This window comes from Erwinia sp. OLFS4 (assembly GCF_002752165.1).
Taxonomy (GTDB): Bacteria; Pseudomonadota; Gammaproteobacteria; order Enterobacterales; family Enterobacteriaceae; genus Izhakiella.
In genome coordinates, this window is the sequence record NZ_MOMB01000058.1 from 40,924 (window position 1) to 59,569 (window position 18,646).

The 18,646-nt window shown below is 50.9% G+C and carries 17 protein-coding genes; 4 read left to right on the forward strand and 13 right to left on the reverse strand.

The window, feature by feature from the left end; translation table 11 throughout:
- Nucleotides 1-38: 38 nt before the first annotated feature.
- The 4 genes from fdhE to fdnG are packed head-to-tail and all read right to left on the reverse strand — an operon-like array spanning nt 39 to nt 5,550.
- Entirely contained in the window at nt 39-965 is a 927-nt protein-coding gene (fdhE, locus tag BL249_RS14805; protein ID WP_099707390.1) for a formate dehydrogenase accessory protein FdhE, read from the reverse strand.
- Nucleotides 965-1,612 (reverse strand): formate dehydrogenase cytochrome b556 subunit, encoded by a 648-nt coding sequence (gene fdoI, locus BL249_RS14810; protein WP_099707389.1) that lies wholly within the window; start codon nt 1,610-1,612, stop codon nt 965-967. Before fdoI ends, fdhE begins: the two co-directional genes overlap by 1 nt.
- Nucleotides 1,609-2,490 carry a formate dehydrogenase subunit beta gene (fdxH, locus tag BL249_RS14815; protein ID WP_099707388.1) on the reverse strand — a complete coding sequence of 294 codons (882 nt, stop codon included), beginning with the start codon at nt 2,488-2,490 and terminating at the stop codon, nt 1,609-1,611. The genes fdoI and fdxH overlap by 4 nt, the downstream gene beginning before the upstream one ends.
- 12 nt (nt 2,491-2,502) lie before the next feature.
- Nucleotides 2,503-5,550 (reverse strand): formate dehydrogenase-N subunit alpha, encoded by a 3,048-nt coding sequence (gene fdnG, locus BL249_RS14820; protein WP_099716799.1) that lies wholly within the window; start codon nt 5,548-5,550, stop codon nt 2,503-2,505.
- A 151-nt stretch (nt 5,551-5,701) separates the two neighbouring features.
- Here fdnG and fdhD point away from each other — a divergent pair, with 151 nt between their 5' ends.
- From fdhD to BL249_RS14845, 4 genes are all read left to right on the forward strand, one after another.
- On the forward strand, nt 5,702-6,529 hold the full coding sequence (gene fdhD, locus BL249_RS14825) for a formate dehydrogenase accessory sulfurtransferase FdhD (RefSeq protein ID WP_099707385.1): 828 nt from the start codon (nt 5,702-5,704) through the stop codon (nt 6,527-6,529).
- A gap of 116 nt (nt 6,530-6,645) precedes the next feature.
- The gene (locus BL249_RS19030) at nt 6,646-6,810 is read left to right on the forward strand and encodes a hypothetical protein (protein ID WP_158233087.1); all 165 of its coding nucleotides are present in this window, start codon (nt 6,646-6,648) and stop codon (nt 6,808-6,810) included.
- 113 nt (nt 6,811-6,923) lie between these two features.
- Complete coding sequence (gene sodA, locus BL249_RS14835; protein WP_099707383.1) at nt 6,924-7,541, forward strand: superoxide dismutase [Mn]; 618 nt, start codon at nt 6,924-6,926, stop codon at nt 7,539-7,541.
- Nucleotides 7,542-8,242: 701 nt separating this feature from the next.
- Nucleotides 8,243-8,521, forward strand: coding sequence for a FaeA/PapI family transcriptional regulator (locus tag BL249_RS14845; RefSeq protein ID WP_099707381.1), 279 nt, complete (start codon nt 8,243-8,245; stop codon nt 8,519-8,521).
- Between the two features lie 55 nt (nt 8,522-8,576).
- On the opposite strand, the gene BL249_RS14850 is transcribed toward BL249_RS14845, so the two are convergent.
- The 9 genes from BL249_RS14850 to BL249_RS14900 all read right to left on the reverse strand — a co-directional run.
- Nucleotides 8,577-11,000, reverse strand: coding sequence for an FKBP-type peptidyl-prolyl cis-trans isomerase (locus BL249_RS14850; RefSeq protein WP_099707380.1), 2,424 nt, complete (start codon nt 10,998-11,000; stop codon nt 8,577-8,579).
- Entirely contained in the window at nt 11,000-11,488 is a 489-nt protein-coding gene (locus BL249_RS14855) for a hypothetical protein (RefSeq protein WP_099707379.1), read from the reverse strand. The genes BL249_RS14850 and BL249_RS14855 overlap by 1 nt, the downstream gene beginning before the upstream one ends.
- Nucleotides 11,489-11,506: 18 nt before the next feature.
- The gene (locus BL249_RS14860; RefSeq protein ID WP_099707378.1) at nt 11,507-12,163 is read right to left on the reverse strand and encodes a helix-turn-helix transcriptional regulator; all 657 of its coding nucleotides are present in this window, start codon (nt 12,161-12,163) and stop codon (nt 11,507-11,509) included.
- A gap of 335 nt (nt 12,164-12,498) precedes the next feature.
- The gene (locus BL249_RS14865) at nt 12,499-12,861 is read right to left on the reverse strand and encodes a YibL family ribosome-associated protein (protein ID WP_099707377.1); all 363 of its coding nucleotides are present in this window, start codon (nt 12,859-12,861) and stop codon (nt 12,499-12,501) included.
- Between the two features lie 83 nt (nt 12,862-12,944).
- Complete coding sequence (locus BL249_RS14870) at nt 12,945-13,490, reverse strand: MltR family transcriptional regulator (protein WP_099707392.1); 546 nt, start codon at nt 13,488-13,490, stop codon at nt 12,945-12,947.
- 65 nt (nt 13,491-13,555) lie between these two features.
- On the reverse strand, nt 13,556-14,704 hold the full coding sequence (gene mtlD / locus BL249_RS14875) for a mannitol-1-phosphate 5-dehydrogenase (RefSeq protein WP_099707376.1): 1,149 nt from the start codon (nt 14,702-14,704) through the stop codon (nt 13,556-13,558).
- 60 nt (nt 14,705-14,764) lie between these two features.
- Nucleotides 14,765-16,693 carry a PTS mannitol transporter subunit IICBA gene (locus BL249_RS14880; protein ID WP_099707375.1) on the reverse strand — a complete coding sequence of 643 codons (1,929 nt, stop codon included), beginning with the start codon at nt 16,691-16,693 and terminating at the stop codon, nt 14,765-14,767.
- 468 nt (nt 16,694-17,161) lie between these two features.
- Complete coding sequence (locus tag BL249_RS14885) at nt 17,162-17,863, reverse strand: DUF3053 domain-containing protein (RefSeq protein ID WP_099707374.1); 702 nt, start codon at nt 17,861-17,863, stop codon at nt 17,162-17,164.
- Between the two features lie 619 nt (nt 17,864-18,482).
- A partial coding sequence (locus BL249_RS14900; RefSeq protein ID WP_241898819.1) for an IS1 family transposase occupies nt 18,483-18,646 on the reverse strand: 164 nt, incomplete at its 5' end.

Consider the following 18,646-nt stretch of genomic DNA (forward strand, 5'->3'; position numbering starts at 1 on the left):
ATGGCATGCCGGGCCGTCGCTGTCTGATAGCGGCGGCTCTACTGACCGGGAAACAAAAAAGGATTCAGGCTGCTGCGGGCAAACCCTTCTTGTTCCATGCGCGCATCAAGCACCAGCGATGCCAGGTCGTCAGCAACGGGCTCCAGTGCGGGATCTTTTTCCTGATAAAGTTGTTTCAGGTAGGTGCCGCAATCACCGCAGCTTTCTGCTTTTATTGCGCTCTGCTCGCTCTCAAGTGACCAGCTATGAATATCTTTGGTCTGCTCACAGTTGGTACATTTGGCCCTTACGACATACCATTCACTTTCACACAGATTGCAGTGCAGATAACGTAATCCCTCGCGCTGACTCGCCATATGCACCAGGCCTGCGACCGGCATACTGGCACAAACCGGACAAAACTGACGTTGTTCACCATATTCGGCGCGGGCTTTACCCGGGATATGCGCGGCCATTTGCGCCCAGTAAACAGACAGCGCAGCCCAGATAAAAGGGGCTTTATCACTGCTGATTCGGGCAAATTCCTGACTGAACAGCGCATCGGCCATTGACTCCAGCTCACCACCCGCGGTTTTTTCAAGATTTTCCAGTACTGCCAGTGCCTGCCCGGTCATTTCCGGTTTTAGTTCGGCTATCAGAGAGTGCAGTAATCGTTGCCAGTGGCTGTCACGCGGCAGGCTATGTATATCCAGCGGTGGTTTTCCAAGGCTGGCGGCTTGTTTAAGTCGCGGATAGAGGTCGATATGCAGCGGGTGATCGTAGAGTACAATTTCCTGCGCCTGAGCAATTTTAGCGGCAAAGCGCAGATAGTCACCCAGGGGATTTTTATCCGCCAGCTGTCTTAGTCGCGCTGCTCTGCGGCTGTATAGATGTTGAAGCCGGGGGAAAAGCAACGGCGGAATTGTCTCCGCCGTTGCTTTCTCACTCTTTGCCAGCTCGTCCTGTGGAATAATGCGAATACTCATCAGCGACGTTTTTCCTGTTGTTCCGGTGGATCCTGCTGTTGTAATTCCCGGTACCAGCGGGGGTGATGTTTTTTTGCCCAGCGGGCGGTGACCCAGCCTTCAACCATCGCGGTAATAGTGCCTTTTACCCATAACGCGGCATATATATGAACCATAATCACCATGATTAATATCGCCGCAGATATCGAATGGAGCAGCAGCGCGGCACGGATCAGTGGCAGCGGAAAGGCCGCGGCAAACCAGGGGCGCCAAATCACAATGCCACTGGCCAGCAGCAGCAATAAACATGTTATCGCTGCCCAGAATACACACTTTTGTCCGAAATTATAGCGCCCGGTATCGCCAACTTCCTCATTACGGGCAATTTTATGAATATTTTTTGCCCAGATCAGGTCGTCATGTTTAATCAGATTGTGTTGCCAGTAGCGAAAAAACATGATCAGAAAGGCGGCAAACATTATCACACCGGTAAACGGGTGAAGGAGGCGCGCCAGCTGCGGGGTTCCCAAAATGTTCATTAACCAGTTAAATGAAGGAAAGAAGAAACCCAATCCGCTGATGGCTGTCAGCAAAAAGCAGCCGGCAACCAGCCAGTGATTGAGGCGTTCAGGGGCGCTGTAGCGCTGAATATCCGGCGCTTGCTTCATGGTTTTTCCTCTTCTTCGTGCTCTTCAGCCCGGTTAGGTCCGACGCCGACGTAATGAAACACTGCGGCTGCAAAGGTGGTAGCGAATCCTAATGCTGCCAGTGGCTTCCAGATTCCTTTCCAGAAATGAATAGCCGGGCTGATGGCCGGATTTTGTGGCAGGCCGTGATAGAGCTGAGGTTTGTCGGCATGATGCAAAACGTACATCACATGTGTGCCGCCGACGCCCTCGGGATCGTACAAGCCGGCATTCAGGTAACCACGTGAATTCAGTTCGCGCACGCGCTCGCCAGCCAGCTGCTTCATCTCCGCTTTACTGCCAAAATGGAGGGCACCGGTTGGACAGGTTTTAACACAAGCAGGTTCCTGGCCAACGCTAACGCGATCGACGCACAACGTGCATTTGTACACCCGGTTATCCTGCGGATTCAGGCGGGGTACATCGAACGGACAGCCTGCAATGCAGTAACCGCAGCCAATGCACTGTTCAGACTGGAAGTCGACAATGCCGTTAGCGTACTGAATTATTGCACCGGCGGACGGGCAAGCCTTCAGGCAGCCAGGATCTGCGCAGTGCATACAGCCGTCTTTGCGGATTAACCATTCCAGCTTGTTCTGTTGTTCGACTTCCGAAAAACGCATGACCGTCCAGGATTTAGCGCTCAGATCGGCTGGATTGTCATACACCCCGACGTTATGGCCGACCTGGTCGCGGATATCATTCCATTCTGAGCAGGCCACCTGACAGGCTTTACAGCCAATGCAGGTGGTTACATCAATCAGCTTGGCGACCTGCTGCTGATGGTTGCGTGCCTGAGGTGCGGGGGTGAAGCCGTTTGTCGCGGACCGGCGAATAATGTCTTGTGATTGATAAGCCATATTACCTCTCCGTTACACCTTTTCCACATTGACCAGGAAGGTTTTAAATTCCGGCGTCTGGGTATTCGCATCACCAACAAAGGGCGTCAGGGTGTTGGCCAGAAAACCTTTTTTTGCCACACCTTCAAAACCCCAGTGGATAGGGATACCAATGGTATCGATTGTCTGACCATTCACCTGCAGGCGGCGTATACGCTTAGTGACAACGGCCCTGGCTTTAATAAAGCCGCGATTTGAACTGACCCTGACCATGTCCCCCATGGTAATGCCGAGCTGTCTGGCAAGCACTTCACCAATCTCGACGAACTGTTCCGGCTGTGCGATAGCATTAAGCAGGGCATGTTTGGTCCAGAAATGGAAGTGTTCGGTCAGACGGTAGGTGGTGCCAACATACGGGAACCGGGCTGCTGTTCCCATGGCCGCCAGGTCGTCTTTAAATATCCGCGCAGCCGGGTTAGACACCACGGCGGGGTGCAGCGGATTGGTGCCGAGCGGTGTTTCAAACGGCTCATAATGTTCCGGGAAAGGACCTTCGGCCATTTTGTCGAGGGCAAACAGGCGCCCCATGCCTTCTGGCTGCATGATAAATGGCCCGACGCCGCTACCCGGCGGTGCAGTACTGTAGTCAGGGATATCCTCACCTTCCCATTTACTGCCATTCCAGCGTAGCAAGGTTCGTTTAGCATCCCAGGGTTGCCCCTGCGGATCGGCGGACGCACGGTTATACAGAATGCGACGGTTAAGGGGCCACGCCCAGCTCCAGTTGAGGGTATTACCCAGACCGGATGGATCGGTATTGTCGCGCCGGGCCATCTGATTGCCTTGCGGGGTCCAGCTACCACAAAAAATCCAGCAGCCGCTGGCCGTTGAGCCGTCGGCTTTGAGCTGGGCAAACGAGCTCAGCTGCTGACCTTTTTTGGCCAGCAGCGTACCGTGGTCATCAAACAGATCGGCCAGGGCTTTACCGTTACTTTCCATAGCGACTTCTTCGGCCGCCGGGTTGTCAGGCGTCAGGTAATCCCAGCGCATATTCAGCACCGGTTCCGGCGCTGCTCCGCCTTGTCTGGCATACATAGCACGCAGGCGGGTAAAGATTCCGGCAAGGATTTCACCGTCGTTCTTCGCTTCTCCTGGTCCGTCCGCCCCTTTCCAGTGCCATTGCAGCCAGCGAGCAGAGTTAACAATAGAACCGTTTTCCTCTGCAAAGCAGGTTGAAGGCAAGCGGAAAACTTCGGTGCCGATGGCGGCGCTGTCGACATCATTAAACTCGCCATGGTTTTGCCAGAAATTAGCGGTTTCGGTATTAAGCGGGTCAATAATCACCAGAAATTTGAGTCTGGCCAGTGCCGCCACCACCTTATGCTTGTCAGGAAACGAGGCGACAGGATTAAAGCCCTGGCAAAGATAACCGTTAACCAGGCCCTGGGACATCATGTCGAAATACTGCAGGACATCATAGCTTTTGTCCCATTTGGGCAACCAGTTGAAACCCCAGTCGTTCTCCTTTTGTGCCTTGTCACCGTAAAACGCTTTCATCTGACTGATAAAAAATTTCGGATAATTGCTCCAGTAATTGACCTGGCCTTCCAGCAGGGGGACTGGCGTACTGGCGGCAAGATAGCTTTGCAGGTCGGGTTGTTTCTCAGAGGGAAGCATCATATAACCAGGCAGGTTTTGTGACAGCAGGCCCAGATCGGTCAGCCCCTGTATATTGGAGTGACCGCGCAAGGCATTGATTCCCCCACCGGCCATGCCCATATTGCCCAGCAGCAGCTGTACCATCGCCATGGTGCGGATATTTTGTGCGCCAATGGAGTGTTGGGTCCAGCCAAGGGCATAGAGAAAGGTGGTGGTGCGGTGCGGGACACAGGTGCTGGCCAGCGCCTCACAAACGTGAAGAAAATCAGCTTTGGGCGTACCGCAAATATTCTCTACGACTTCCGGGGTGTAGCGGCTGACGTGGGCTTTCAGCAGATTCCATACGCAGCGGGGATGCGTCAGGCTGGCGTCCTGCTTTGCATAACCCTGTTCATCTAATTCATAGGCCCAGGTGGTTTTATCATATTGCCGTCGGTCTGCATCGTAACCACTGAACAGGCCGTCACTAAAGCGGTAATCCGATCTGACAATCAGACTGGCATTGGTATAGGCTTTTACGTACTCATGCTGAATTTTATCATGGCATATCAGGTAATTTATCACCCCGGACAGAAACGCGATGTCGCTACCGGAACGTATTGGCGTGTAAAAGTCCGCCACGGCGGCAGTACGGGTGAAACGCGGATCGATGACGATCAGCCTGGCATTATTATGAATTTTGGCTTCCATTGCCCAGCGGAATCCGACCGGATGTGCTTCTGCGGCGTTGCCACCCATTACAATAATCAGATTCGCATTGCGGATGTCGACCCAGTGGTTGGTCATGGCACCGCGACCAAATGTTGGAGCAAGACTTGCTACCGTTGGTCCGTGTCAGACGCGCGCCTGGTTATCGACGGCAAGCATGCCGAGCGACCGGGTAAATTTTTGTGTTAAATAACCGGTTTCATTGCTGGCAGCAGAGGCGCACAGCATGCCGGTCGTTAACCAGCGGTTGACCGTGACGCCCGCCGTATTGCGGGTGACAAAATTGGCATCGCGATCGGCTTTCATCAGTTTTGCAATACGCGTAAAGGCTTCATCCCAACTGATACGCTGCCATTTGTCTGACCCTGGCGCACGATATTCAGGGTAGTGCAGACGGCTTTCGCTATGCACAAAATCAATCAGGCCGGCGCCTTTCGGGCAGAGTGCGCCCCGACTGACAGGATGATCGGGATCGCCTTCAATATGGAAAATGGTTTGTCTGGCATTTTTTGCGCCATCGCCCATGCTGTACATCAACAGACCACAGCCTACCGAACAATAAGTGCAGGTATTACGGGTTTCGCGACAACGTAATAGTTTGTACTGGCGGGTTTCTGCCAGGGCCGCTTCAGGGGTAAACCCCAGCGCCGCGACCGTTGTGCCGGCCATACCGCCTGCACAGATTTTGAAGAATTTTCTGCGACTGACGTTCATCAGTAACCTTCCTGTGTTTCGACATTGCTTTATTTTGTCATTTTACCGACGTTGCGTCGGGAGGAGCTGCGCGCCACAATGGAGCGATTAGGCCGCGCTTTATGGTTAAAATATTACCACATAATCTGTAGGGTTGAAAAAGGTGGCAAGATTGCGTGCTGAAAAACCACAAAATGATAAGGGGCCGGACGCGCCGCCCGGTGCAGTTAGCCGGTCAGTCTGGTCGAGAAAAGCGCCGGCAGAAGCCAGCATGGACTGGCTGGCCGAAGAAGTCCCGGTTGCGCTGGTCTACAACGGTATTTCTCATGTCGTCATGATGGCGACACCTGACAATCTTGATAAGCTGGCTATCGGATTTTCCTTATCAGAAGGCATTATTGCCTCGCCCGGGGAGATTTATGGCGTTGATATCAACGTCACCGGCCAGGGGGTTGAAGTACAGATCGAACTTTCCAGCCGGCGTTTTATGGCCCTTAAGGCGCGACGCCGCGCGATGGAAGGACGCACCGGCTGCGGTGTTTGTGGCGTGGAGCAACTGGCGGAAATTGGTAAACCCGTTAAGCCATTACCGTTTACACAACGGTTTCAGCTGTCGCAACTGGATGCGGCGTTACCGCAGTTAAAAGCCTGCCAGCCGGTGGGCAAAATCACCGGTTGTACCCATGCTGCAGGCTGGTTAACCCCGCAAGGTCAGCTGGTTGGCGGTTATGAAGATATTGGCCGGCACGTTGCGCTGGATAAACTTTTGGGCGCGCGCAGCCAGCAGGCCGCATGGCAGAGTGGCGCTGCGTTAATTTCCAGCCGGGCCAGCTATGAGATGGTTCAAAAGGCTGCAATCTGTGGCGTGGAAATTTTGTTTGCCGTCTCGGCAGCGACCAGTCTGGCCGTTGAGGTGGCCGTGCGCAGCAATCTGACGCTGGTCGGTTTCTGTCAGCCGGGGCGGGCCACTATTTATTCGCATCCCCAACGCTTACGCTGAGCATACCGATTGCCCGGGGCGTGGGCGAAAAACAGAGGATTCCTAATCACCGTGCGAGTCAGTCTGACGCCAGTGTCTGTGGCGTAGCTATTTGTGCGGTGTGGTGATTTATTCTGATGATCGTTTCAGGGGCTATCATCGCCGACTGGCGGGATGACGCCCCGACGGGCAGAGGCTGTTTTATCCCGGCTGTCAGCAAGGTGGCGGCGGTCGGCGGCAATACCAGGATGTTCAATATTGCCTTCGCTTTTTTGGAAAACGCATTTGTTTATAGATTGTAACGCATTGATATCCCTTTCACGGGTGTTGAATTTAACTATAATGATCGCACTGCTTACGCGGTGACGGCCAGCAAACTGGTCTTCACGCTTTTCGATAACATGGAGATGAGAACATGAGCTATTCACTGCCATCCCTGCCTTACGCGTACGACGCGCTGGAGCCGCACTTTGACAAACAGACGATGGAGATCCACCACACTAAACACCATCAGACTTATGTCAATAACGCCAATGCTGCGCTGGAAGGTACTGAGTTAGCAAATCTGCCGGTTGAGGAGCTGATCGCTAAGCTGGATCAGGTGCCCGCTGACAAAAAAACAGCGCTGCGTAACAATGCAGGTGGCCATGCCAACCACAGCCTGTTCTGGAAAGGGTTGAAAACCGGTACGACGCTGCAGGGGCCGCTGAAGGCTGCGATTGAAAAAGATTTTGGCAGCGTGGAAAAATTCAAAGAAGAATTTGAAAAAGCCGCGGCAACCCGCTTTGGCTCTGGTTGGGCCTGGCTGGTTAAAAAAGGCGATAAGCTGGCGGTGGTCTCTACCGCTAATCAGAACAGTCCGCTGATGGGTGAGGCGATAAGCGGTGTTTCCGGTTATCCAATTATCGCGCTGGATGTCTGGGAACACGCTTACTATCTTAAGTATCAGAATAAACGTCCTGATTATATTAAGGCGTTCTGGAATGTTGTTAACTGGGACGAAGCGGCCAGCCGCTTTGCTGCAGCTAAGTAAATCAACGCGTTGATTTGGTGTAAAAGCCGGCAGCCCTTGGTCTGCCGGCTTTTTTATGCCCGTTGTTTTTCCCCTTCAGGTGCTGTCCGGTTGCGGGCATAACAATGATGCTTTCATCAGGGTACTCCGTTGGCGTTTGCCCTTTATTTTGTCGGCAAACCGGCCTCCGTTGATCAGAACCTGACCGGGTGCCGGAGAGAAGGCACTATAAAACAGTGCTATTACTTATGTTTCAACACCAGGTAAAAAAGTTATCCTGGTGGTTAAGTATTAAATATTCTGTAGTTATTATTATTTTCTGTTTTTTTGTTTATTTCCCATTGCATTACTTAGGCTGATTTTAATCATTATATTAAATATAACCTATACAATCATGCTGTTCTCTCAACCAGACAGGTGATTCTGAAGCAGGTAAAACGGGCCATTAAGCATGTAAAGATTGATATTATTGTTTGATTGTTAATGATTGGCGGGATTTTAGTCTTGTTTATTCAATATACATGATCATTGAACGCATGTTATCTAACAAAAAAACATGTTATACCCTTACTGATAATATTATTAAATCATTTTGCCACCTTGTTATTTGCTAATATTCTGGCATATTTGTTTTTTGTTTTTATTCGCAATAAAGTTAACGGCGGTGTTTTTATGCCGCAGTACCAATATGGACAGCTGAAGTACTTCCGGGAGCAATAAATATGGATAGATTTAATGTCCGCAGCAGCAAAAGGCTGGCCACCATCGTTGAAGTTTTACAGGTAATAGAAGAGATGATGGATTCACCTGATAAATCGCCAGTCGACTGCAACGCATTTCCCAGCACGCGTGATATTGCAGACCGTTGTAGTCTGAGTATTTATTCAACGCGTCATATTCTTTTGTTATTGCAGGAAAAGGGCTTAATTGATTCAGTAAAAGGAAAACATGCCAAACATCTGTACTGGAAACGTACGGAGAGCCCTGGTCTTAAGCATTGATTATAAAAGCCATCTTTAATTAAGATGGCTTTTAGTTAAATAATATTGGCTTTTATTAACGTTTCTGTTGTGACGGCGCTTTTCCTTCCGGCCAGACTTCGGCAATACGAATCTGATAAACCATTGTCGCATTCGCCGGAATCTTAGGTGGCAGACCCTTTTTACCGTAGGCCAGTTCCGGGGGGACCACCATACTCATTACCCCTTTGCTGCGCAGTTTAGACAATGCGGCTTTCAGCAGTGGCGGATAGTCTTTCAGCTTTTCGCTCAGCATTTGCCGGGTTTTTTCCATGTCGTTGATAACCGTACCGTCCGTCAGGCTCTCTTCAATCACGATAGCGACAGTGTCGTCAGGTTTCAGCGGTTTTATGCCTGGCTTAAGTATTTCGTACCAGAAGCCATACTGAGATTTCTTAACCCCTTTGCGTTTTCTGTAAGCGTTAAGAAAGCCGCGATCCTGTTTGCGAATGGTGGGTTTAAAATCCGGTGGAGGCCAGGCGTTTATCTGTGGTTTCGAGTCGGTCTGAGTCAGCGAGTGCTTACCTGCAAGTTTGTCGGCATCGGCCAGCGCTTTAGTAAAGCTTTTTTCATCGAGTTTGGGCTGATGATTAAAGGCGTCAATAATGCCGGCCAGAATAAGATTTTTATCAACTTTATCGCCTGCAGCCTGATGCGTTTGCTGTAAGAGCAGAATCTCGGCACCGAGGGATATACCGATGGCATAGCCCTGGCGAATAGCCGGATTTTCTAACAATTGCTGATTCAAAATCGGTATGCTTTTGAATGGTGCCGCGTTGAGCTGCTGTTGTAACGCGGTGGCCCGGGCATTAGCCTCATCCAGCTGTTTTTGCAGTTCACTGACCCCGGCGGATTGCTGTTTGTTGTCAGCCCCTGCATTTGCGTGGTTGCTGGTTAGCCGCAGGAGCGCCAGCTGATTTTGCAGCAGATTGAGCCGGTTATGGGCGTCCTGTAACTTCTCAAGGGTTTGCTGGCGCTCAGCTTCGGCGCTGTCTGCATCTTTGCGGCTCAGCGCCAGCTGCTCCTGCAGTTTGCCCAGCTTGTCATTGGCCGTCTTAAGCTGGTTGTTGAGCTGCTGCTGAGAATCTTTTAAGGCCTGAATCGATTTTTGCTGACTGGCATCGGCATTTTTTTGGGTTAGGTTGAGTTGTTGATTGGCGGTATCGAGCTGCGCTTGCAGCGTTTTTAATGCCTGTGCCGATCTTTGCAACTTACTGTCGGCATCCTGTTGGGCTTGTGCCAGCTGCTGATTGGCCTTATCAAGTTGTGCCTGTGTTTCCTGTAAGCGGCGTGTTGCCTGTTGCTGTTTGCTCGCGGCATCCTGGCGGATTTGCGCCAGCTGCTGGTTGGCATCCTGCAGCTTTTGACTGAGCTGCTCCCGGGTTGATTGCAGTGCCTGGAGGGCTTTCTGCTGTTCAGTACTGGGGTGGCTGTGCGATTTGGCCAGCTGCTGATTGGCCGCTTCGAGCTGCGCTTGCGTTGTTTTTAATGTCTGGGTGATTTTTTTCAGTTTGCTTCCGGCGTCCTGGCGGGTTTGCGTCAGCTGCCGGTTGGCGTCGTCCAGTTTTTCTTTGAGCTGCTCACGCGAGGATGTCAGGGCCTGAATTTTTTTTTGTTGCTCAACGCTGACATTTTTTTCCACACTGGCCAGCTGCTGGTTGGCGGCGTTGAGTTGGTTACGCAAGCGGACAATCTCTGCCGACGCTTGTTTTGCTGCCGCCACCTTGTTATTGCTTTCCTGACTGGCCGCCTGCAGTTGCGCCAGCTGGCTATGTGCGGTTTTTATTTCTTTGTCCTGCTGCTGCCTGGCTGCCCGGGCAGCTTCGGCGTCGGCCTGCGCTCTGGCCAGCTGTTGCTCTAATTTTTTCAGCTGTCTGGAGGCGGCCGTCTGTCCGCTGTTTTTTTCGCTATGCTGCTGCTGACGATATTGCTGTATCTGCTTTTCCAGCAAACTGCGTTGCTTCACCATCTGGTGATATTTTGCCACCAGTGCTCCGGCCCGCTGTTGGCTGTGTGCCAGCTGTTGTGACAACTCAGCAATTTTTTCCCGCGCCTGTTTTTCTCTGCTGGTCAGTCCGGTTAACTGGCGAAGCTTCTTCACGCCGGTTGCCACTGCGCTAAGATCCAATTGGCTCTGTTGTTGCTGTGACGGTCGGGCCTGCTCCTGTGCTTTACTGAGCGCCCGTTTTAGCGCGACGATTTCCTGCTGTTGACGCTGCAGGCTCTGGACCGCGGTGGTTGCCTGTTTTTTTTGCCGGGTTGTGTGCTTTTTTTTGGCTACGGCTGGTTTTTTCTTAGTCGTAACGTGCCGGGCTGATGATTTCTGCTGATGGGGGGGATGTTCAGCAGCATAGCGTTCGGCAAAGCGCAGAAGTGGTGGTGTTGAGTCTGCTTTGGCCGCCAGTGGCAATTGACTCAGGCTGAGGCTGGCGGCAATACTCAGATATAGCGCAGCCCGCATTATGGCATAGCTCCATGCAGGCTCAGACTATTCATCATTGTCTGCCCAATCTGTGAACAGATCAGATTGGAACGATAATGATAAAGCGCATCTATTGTATCCTGGGTCTCTCTGGTGGTTTCAGAGCGGATCGAGGCATAGCTTGCGGCACCGCGCATAATATAACGAAATGCGTTGTTCAGTTGGGAATATTTCTCCGGTGCCAGCGTTCTTAACGCTTCGAGCTGTGCCTTACAGCGTTCCAGCTTAATGGTTTCATCGCTGTTATCCGCGCCGTTGCCTTTTGCTGACTCAGCCTCGATCTGTTGTGATGACGGTGATGCCTTAGACGAATTGCCAGGGGAAGTATCATCTGACGGCGCTGTGGCGGCGTTGGCAGACGGCACTTCACTGGTTTTATCCACCGTGTGTGTGCGTGACATACTCTGGCAACCCGCCAGTGAACTACTCACCAGCAGCACAAATATAAGAAACCGAGGGGATTTCATATCCATCTTCCTGAAAATCTATGTATTAGTTGAGTTACTGTTACTTGTTAGTGAAGAAAAAGAGTGAGGAGGACGGAAAAAGCCTTCATCAATCAGCCAGTAATTCAGCTCCGTCGTCCGGCTTATATTCAGCTTGGTCATAATATTACGTTTATGAGTACTGACCGTTTTTTCACTGATTTGTAAATAACGTGCTACCGTGGCGTGACTGATGCCACGTGCCAGAAAACGCAGTATTTGTGTTTCACGAAAAGTAAGCGGTGAATTACTGGTTACGGTGGCGATAGCGGGTAACGTCTGTCCGGCTGAATTTTCCAGTTTACGCAATGCGGTTTCCAGATGTTGCCTGATAATTGCTGGCTGAGTCTGGCGTGACATAATGACACAATTTTCCTGCAGCGAATTAAAATCGTCCGTGCTGGCGCCTTCCTGCTCGTGAATAATAAAGACATGACGGCGAGAAGCAGGTATTTCCATGCGCAATGCGTGCAGGCGATAAGGGGATAATTCGCTTTGAGTAATAAAAATAAGCTCGCTACGTGCCCGTGGCTGAAACTGATCGGCAAAATGAGTATGAAGATGACGTGCGTCAGCCCACTCAGTTATCAGTGCCTGTAATCCTGAGGCGTAAAAACGATCGTCGTCACATATAAGTACCGAAAGATTTGTTTTCATTTTGTACTTCCCTGTTAGCTGCCTCTGAACGCAATGTCCTGCGGCCAGAGTGTCCTGATGCTTTTTTGTGGTGGCTATTCGCCAGACATTTCCTTTAAGAAAGGTGCCACAAAAGCCTTCTTTTGAAGATTTTGGCTAATATACCGCAAAATAGACGGAGGAAATCAGGAGGGAAAAAATGCGACATTTTTGACTGTAAATTTATTTGGCGCGATGTTTATTCATGAATAACGGTGAAAAAAAATCTATATTGCTGGAAAATCCGGATCCGTTTAAGAATAGATGAAGTCAGTCTGGAGGGAATAAGCAAGCCTGACGGGCAGGCCTGCCGGGGATCAGAAGCGGTTATCGGCGAAACCGGTCATTTCTGTCAGTTCCATTTCGCGTCCCAGTGCCGTCATCGGATGGACAATGACCAGGCCTCTGACCGATTTTTTCAGGGCCCCCATGTTAGCCTGCTCTTTACGGCTGATAGGGCGGCGGAACGCCATTTTGTTCAGCTTTTGCGCTTCTTTACTGAGTTTTTGCTCGCGCAGCGCGCGCAGACGCTCGATTTCTGCCGCCAGCTTCTCTTTTTCTGCCAGCAGTTCGCTTAATTTCTCGCTGTCTCCGGCCGCCAGAAGCACGGGTTCTTTACGGTTCAGTGCATCCAGTCTGTCGCTAAGACGCTTAATTTCTGCTTTTTCTTGCTCTTTCATTCGGGTATCCGGCAATCAATCCTGTCATAAAATGCGTGATCAGGCTAAGGATACACTAAAGGGGAGCCTTCGGGGTAAATTGGCTATTTCTGAAACGCTTTTTTCAGGCTGATGCGAGCAATCAGCTCGGTCAGAGAAAGGACCATGGTGGAACGGACCATTTGCTGATAACGCTGTTGTTGCATCATCTGTAATTCGACATCTTCTCCGGTCAGCGGTGGGCGCGTGGGTAAAGTGTTCACGCAGTGAAGTTCGGCAAAGGGGCCGATAATTTCGTCATCGGTAAAACGGTATTCGTTACCATCGTGATTCATCTCTTCCCGCAGTGCCATGAGCAGTTCGCAATCTTCATATTCATGGCGGCTGATAATGCCAAGACCGTAAATCAGTTTCAAACGCACAGAGAGTTCGCCAAGTGGGCCATTTCCCAGTAATAGCGGTTCCACGGCGTATTTTACCGCGTAGTCATCTTTGCGAAATACTTTTATCACCAGCATATTGACCGCTTCGGCCAGCAATTCGACGCTGGCGATCAAAAAGCTTCGCACTGTTCTGCCTGCATTCAGACGTTCAAGGACCAGATTTTCAAATGCCTGGGGTTGTTCCATAACGGCCCGTAACTGTTGCATAACGGCGGAGGGTGCCTGTGAGCAGCACCCTGAGTTTTTTTCCTGATGAAGCGCTGACGCGGGCATTACTTAATGGTGTGGTAAGCCTTAACCACCGCGGCAACCACCTCACTGTGACTGTCGAGACCGGAAATCTGTACCAGCGTAGCCTGCGGTCCTTTTTCTGCCAGCAATGTTGCCAGCTCTTGCGCCTGCGGGTCCTGTTCACTGTGGTAGTGCATGGCAGCGGCAATCCCCGTCACCAGGTTAGCATGCGGCAGATGATACTCCAGTGTGCCCAGCGTCGGTTTGATTAAACGATCCCCGGCGCTAAGTTTTCTCAGCGGTTGGCGGCCAACACGCTCAACGTCGTCTTTGAGATAGGGGTTCTCAAAGCGACCAATAATTTTATCGATGTAGGCGGCATGTCTCGCCGGATCAAACTGGTAGCGTTTTATCAGTACGGCACCACTTTCTTCCATTGCACCTTTGACGATAGTGCGTACTTTTTTATCCAGAATGGCATCACGGATGGTTTTATGACCGTAAAGCTGGCCAAGATAAGCGGTGATGGCATGGCCGGTGTTGAGCGTAAAAAGTTTTCGCTCAACGAATGCCATTAAATTATCCGTCAGTTCCATACCCGGGATCTGCGGCAGCGCGCCTTTGAACTGGGTTTTGTCGACGATCCACTCACTGAACGTTTCTACCGTGACTTCCAGCGGATCCTGACTGGCGGACTCTGCCGGGGGCACAATCCGGTCGACGGCGGAGTCAACAAAACCGACATGCTGTTCAACCCACGGATGATAGCTGGCCGGTAACGCGTTGAGAACATAGCCTTTTAGCTGGCTGGTACCACGCACCATATTTTCACAGGCAATAATATTCAGCGGATGGGTATTACCGCTATCACTGCGTTTGGCCAGCCCTTTTGCAATTCCCGGCGCAATACGTTCCAGAATTTGCGGACCAACCGCCGTGGTAACGATATCAACCTGGGCAATTTTGCTGATAACTTCTTCACTGGTGCTATTAATGGCGTCGACACCGCTGACCTGTTCCAGCTGTGCCTGCTCGCCTACCACCCGTACCGGATAGCCTTTACGGGCATTAAGCGCGTCAAGTACCGTCTGATTAACATCGGCAAACGTCAGTGCGATGCCGGCATCGGCCAGCAGTTTGCCAATAAAGCCGCGACCGATATTACCTGCTCCAAAATGTAATGCTTTCATAATGCTACCTTTACCAATAACCCCGAAATGAAAAAGGGCCGGGTAACCCGGCCCCTTCGATTATGCAGTGCGTGGTCCGGAGAGAATATCTACTACGTCATCGATACTGTGGGTATTTGCCAGTTTTTCAATCACACTTTCATCATCCAGTGCGTTAGTGAGGCTGGTAATAACCTGAATATGTTCGTTATTACGTGCCGCAATGCCGATAACCAGGCGGGCAATGTCATCTTCCCCTTCACCGAAGCGGACGCCAGCCGGATACTGACAGAACACCACGCCGGTTTTCAGCACCCGATCTTTGGCTTCTATAGTACCGTGGGGTACTGCAATAGACTCTCCGAGATAGGTCGGGGTTAATTTTTCACGATCCAGCATGGCATCGATATATTCCGGCTGCACATAGCCACCTTTTACCAGCTGCTCACCGGCAAAACGAATTGCTTGTTCTTTATCGCTGGCGCTCAGACCGAGGAACACGTTGCTGGCGCTGAGTTTAAACAGGTTTTCGCCGCTATTATCAAAGCTGTCAGCCAGCGTTTGGTCAACCTTTTCCCGATGGGCTTCTGTCCGGTTGGCTTCCAGCAGACGCGCGGTCAAATCGCTGTATAAGGCGCTGTCGAGGAAATTACTCAGCGAAATATGCTGGGCCTGCGGTGCCTGACGTATCGCTCGTTCGGTGAGATCGCGATGGGTGATTACCAAATCCACATCACCAGGCAGGGCGTTAATGGCCGTATTCGTCACCGAGATATTGCTCAGACCGGCATCACTGACTTTTTTACGCAGCACGCCTGCGCCCATTGCGCTGGACCCCATTCCGGCATCACAGGCCACAATAATTTTACGCACGTGGCTCAGGTCAGAATCTTTGACGTTAGTTGCGGCTGCCGCGCTGGAAGACTGACCTTTAGATTCGGCTTTCATGTCCTGCATGCGGCGCGTTGCGGCTTCAATGTCATCCTCATCTTTCGCTTTGCTGGTTTTCAGCAGAATTGAAGAGATAACAAAAGAGACGGCAAAAGCGGCGATAATGGCAACAATATTGGCGAAGTAAGCGCCTTTAGGGGTCATGGCCAGGACGGCGAGGATTGAGCCAGGGGACGCCGGTGAAACCAGACCACCGTGCAGTACTGAAAGGGTAAATACGCCGGTCATACCGCCGAGAATCACCGCGATCAGCAGGCGAGGGCTCATCAGAACATAGGGGAAATAGATCTCATGAATACCGCCGAGAAAATGGATAATTGCCGCGCCTGGGGCCGATTGTTTTGCATTACCGCGACCGAAGAACATATAGGCCATCAGTACCCCCATGCCTGGACCGGGGTTAGCTTCAATCAGGAAGAAAATGGATTTTCCTTCTGCACTGGCTTGCTGGATGCCCAGCGGCGAGAAAATGCCGTGATTGATCGCGTTATTCAGAAACAGGATTTTCGCCGGTTCGACAAAAATGGAGGTCAACGGCAGCAGATTGTTTTTTACCATCAGGTTGACGCCGGTGGCCAGAATATGCGAGAGACCTTCTACCAGCGGACCGATGGCAAGAAAGGCCAGGATCGCCAACAACATGCCAATGATACCGGCAGAGAAGTTGTTAACCAGCATTTCAAAGCCGCTTTTGATTTTACCGTCAATCTGGCGGTCGAAGGTTTTAATCGCCCAGCCACCCAGCGGACCGGCGATCATTGAGCCGAGGAACATCGGCATATCGGCCCCGGCAATCACTCCCATCGTGGTAATGGCACCGACCACGCCGCCGCGGTCACCGCCAACCAGCCGGCCACCGGTATAACCGATTAGCAGAGGAAGCAGGTAGGTAATCATCGGGCCAACCAGTTTGGCCAGCGTGGCGTTTGGCGTCCATCCGGTTGGGATAAACAGCGCGGTAATGATACCCCAGGCGATGAATGCGCCAATATTAGGCATCACCATGTTGCTCAGAAAACGACCAAAGCTCTGAACTTTGACCTTGACTGATGAAGACATAAACACACCCCTTATTGGTACGCGCTGATAAATAAGAGAGCGCGTGATTTTTGTTAGCGTCTTTAAGAGAAAACTGACGATATTACTGTATGCACGCGGACTCTATCACGCGAATATGTCGCTGCGTAGTGGTGGCAAAAAGTTGTGATTCATATCACCAAATGTTACGGGGGTGTAGGTAATATTTAGTGATTTACATCACATAAATAGCCTGGATATAAGTGGGATTGCCGAATATTTGTGCAGAAATAGCGTTTTTATGTGATTTTTGTCACGAAATTTCCGGGTATCTTTGTTTGCATATTGTGATCATTATCACAATGTATTTTCACGCCATAATGCGATCGATCACACTTCCTGAGCAGAATAAAAATCAACGCCAGCGATCCGGGTACTGGCTGCACGCTGGTGGGGTAACAAAAAAGCAAAAAAAGGGCCGACAGAGATCGGCCCCGTGGGATGGTCAGCTTACTGAAGTTTCTGTGCCTGACTCAGTACCTGACTGTTTTGGGCCAGTGCATTCATCAGACCGTTATAGGTATCGACCTGTTGCTGGCTGGAAAACTTCACTTTGACACCATTAAGGGTGACGTTATTTCCCTGCTGTTGCAGGAAATCACCGGCCTGAACCGCACTCTGACTAAGAGATTGCAGTCCCGGTAATAGCGGCAAAAGCTGACTGGCTGGCTGGGTGACAATCTGGTTGTAGGCTTTCTCGTAGAGTGGTTTCAGATCGTCCGGCTGCTTTAACCCTGCTTTGCTGCTGTCGGCCTGACTTTTTGCAGACTGCAACTGTTGGCTCAGCACGCCAAGTGCACCGCTGGCCTGGCGCAGACTGTCACGGTGGGTGATATAATCCTGTGGCAGGCGAATCGCGGTGAGTTCAGCCACTACCGGTTGAATACCGTCCTGCTTCGCCCGGCTGACCTGCTGCGCGAAGCCATAAAGAATGGCATAGTCAGTTACATAAGGGCCAAATTTTTGTTTCTGATCTTCGCTCAGTGCAGGAATTCGCTCCCCGCTGCGCATGATGGTGTTTTGCAGAAAATCGATAAAAGCTTTGCGCTGATCGGCGGTTTTGTCACCACAACCGCTCAGTATCAGTGCGGAAGCGAGTAGCAGCAGTGATAGCAGGAATGCGGAATGTAAGCGCGAGATTCCCCTCTTCATGAATACTCCTGTCAGAACTATCAGTCCGATTCGTTGATAAAACTTGCCGAAAGAATAGACGAAAGCCTATTAAATTAACAGTGTGAATAGGTTATCAATAGCGCAATATTACCCGGCTTAATGGCTGAACGGGGGACAGGTCAGAACAGGGGGGCAGATATTCAGCGATGGTAAACTGAAACAGATAACCTGTGCCCCGCTGGCTGGCAAATTTTCCGATCAGCCCCTCATCCCCTTGATAAAGGTTTCGCTGTGGCAACCGGCGGCACTTTAACGGTGCGCCGGCATACAACATAGCACGTGGCAGAAAGGTTGCCGGGTCTCAACAGAAAGCGAATGGCTTATGGCATAAAGAGCAGGATAATTTGCCTGAAAAAACGGTTTCAGATAAAAAATAGCGCTGAAACGGCATGTTATCACCATAAAAGCCAGCACCGCCTGCCACCATTGTGCTTCCGACCCGTGCATTGATTATCAGAAAATTTTTAAATATTTCTTCAATTCTCCTCACCATGCGCTTTATCATGCCCACACTGGGGGTAATATATCGGCCATGATATTCCTGAATTTATTATTACCATGAGTCCTCATTGATTGAAAAATAAGGTGATGCCTCCAATTAGTAGAACATGTGTTTCTCGATAAACGCTCCAATGACTTTTTCGTGGATCTCAACTGAGCGCGAAAAGCAGATTGTTTTACGAGCCAACCGTTTAATGCGGGTGCGGAGCGTCAGGTTATTACGTTCAATGCGTTGGGTGAAAATTTTGCCCGTCAGATGCT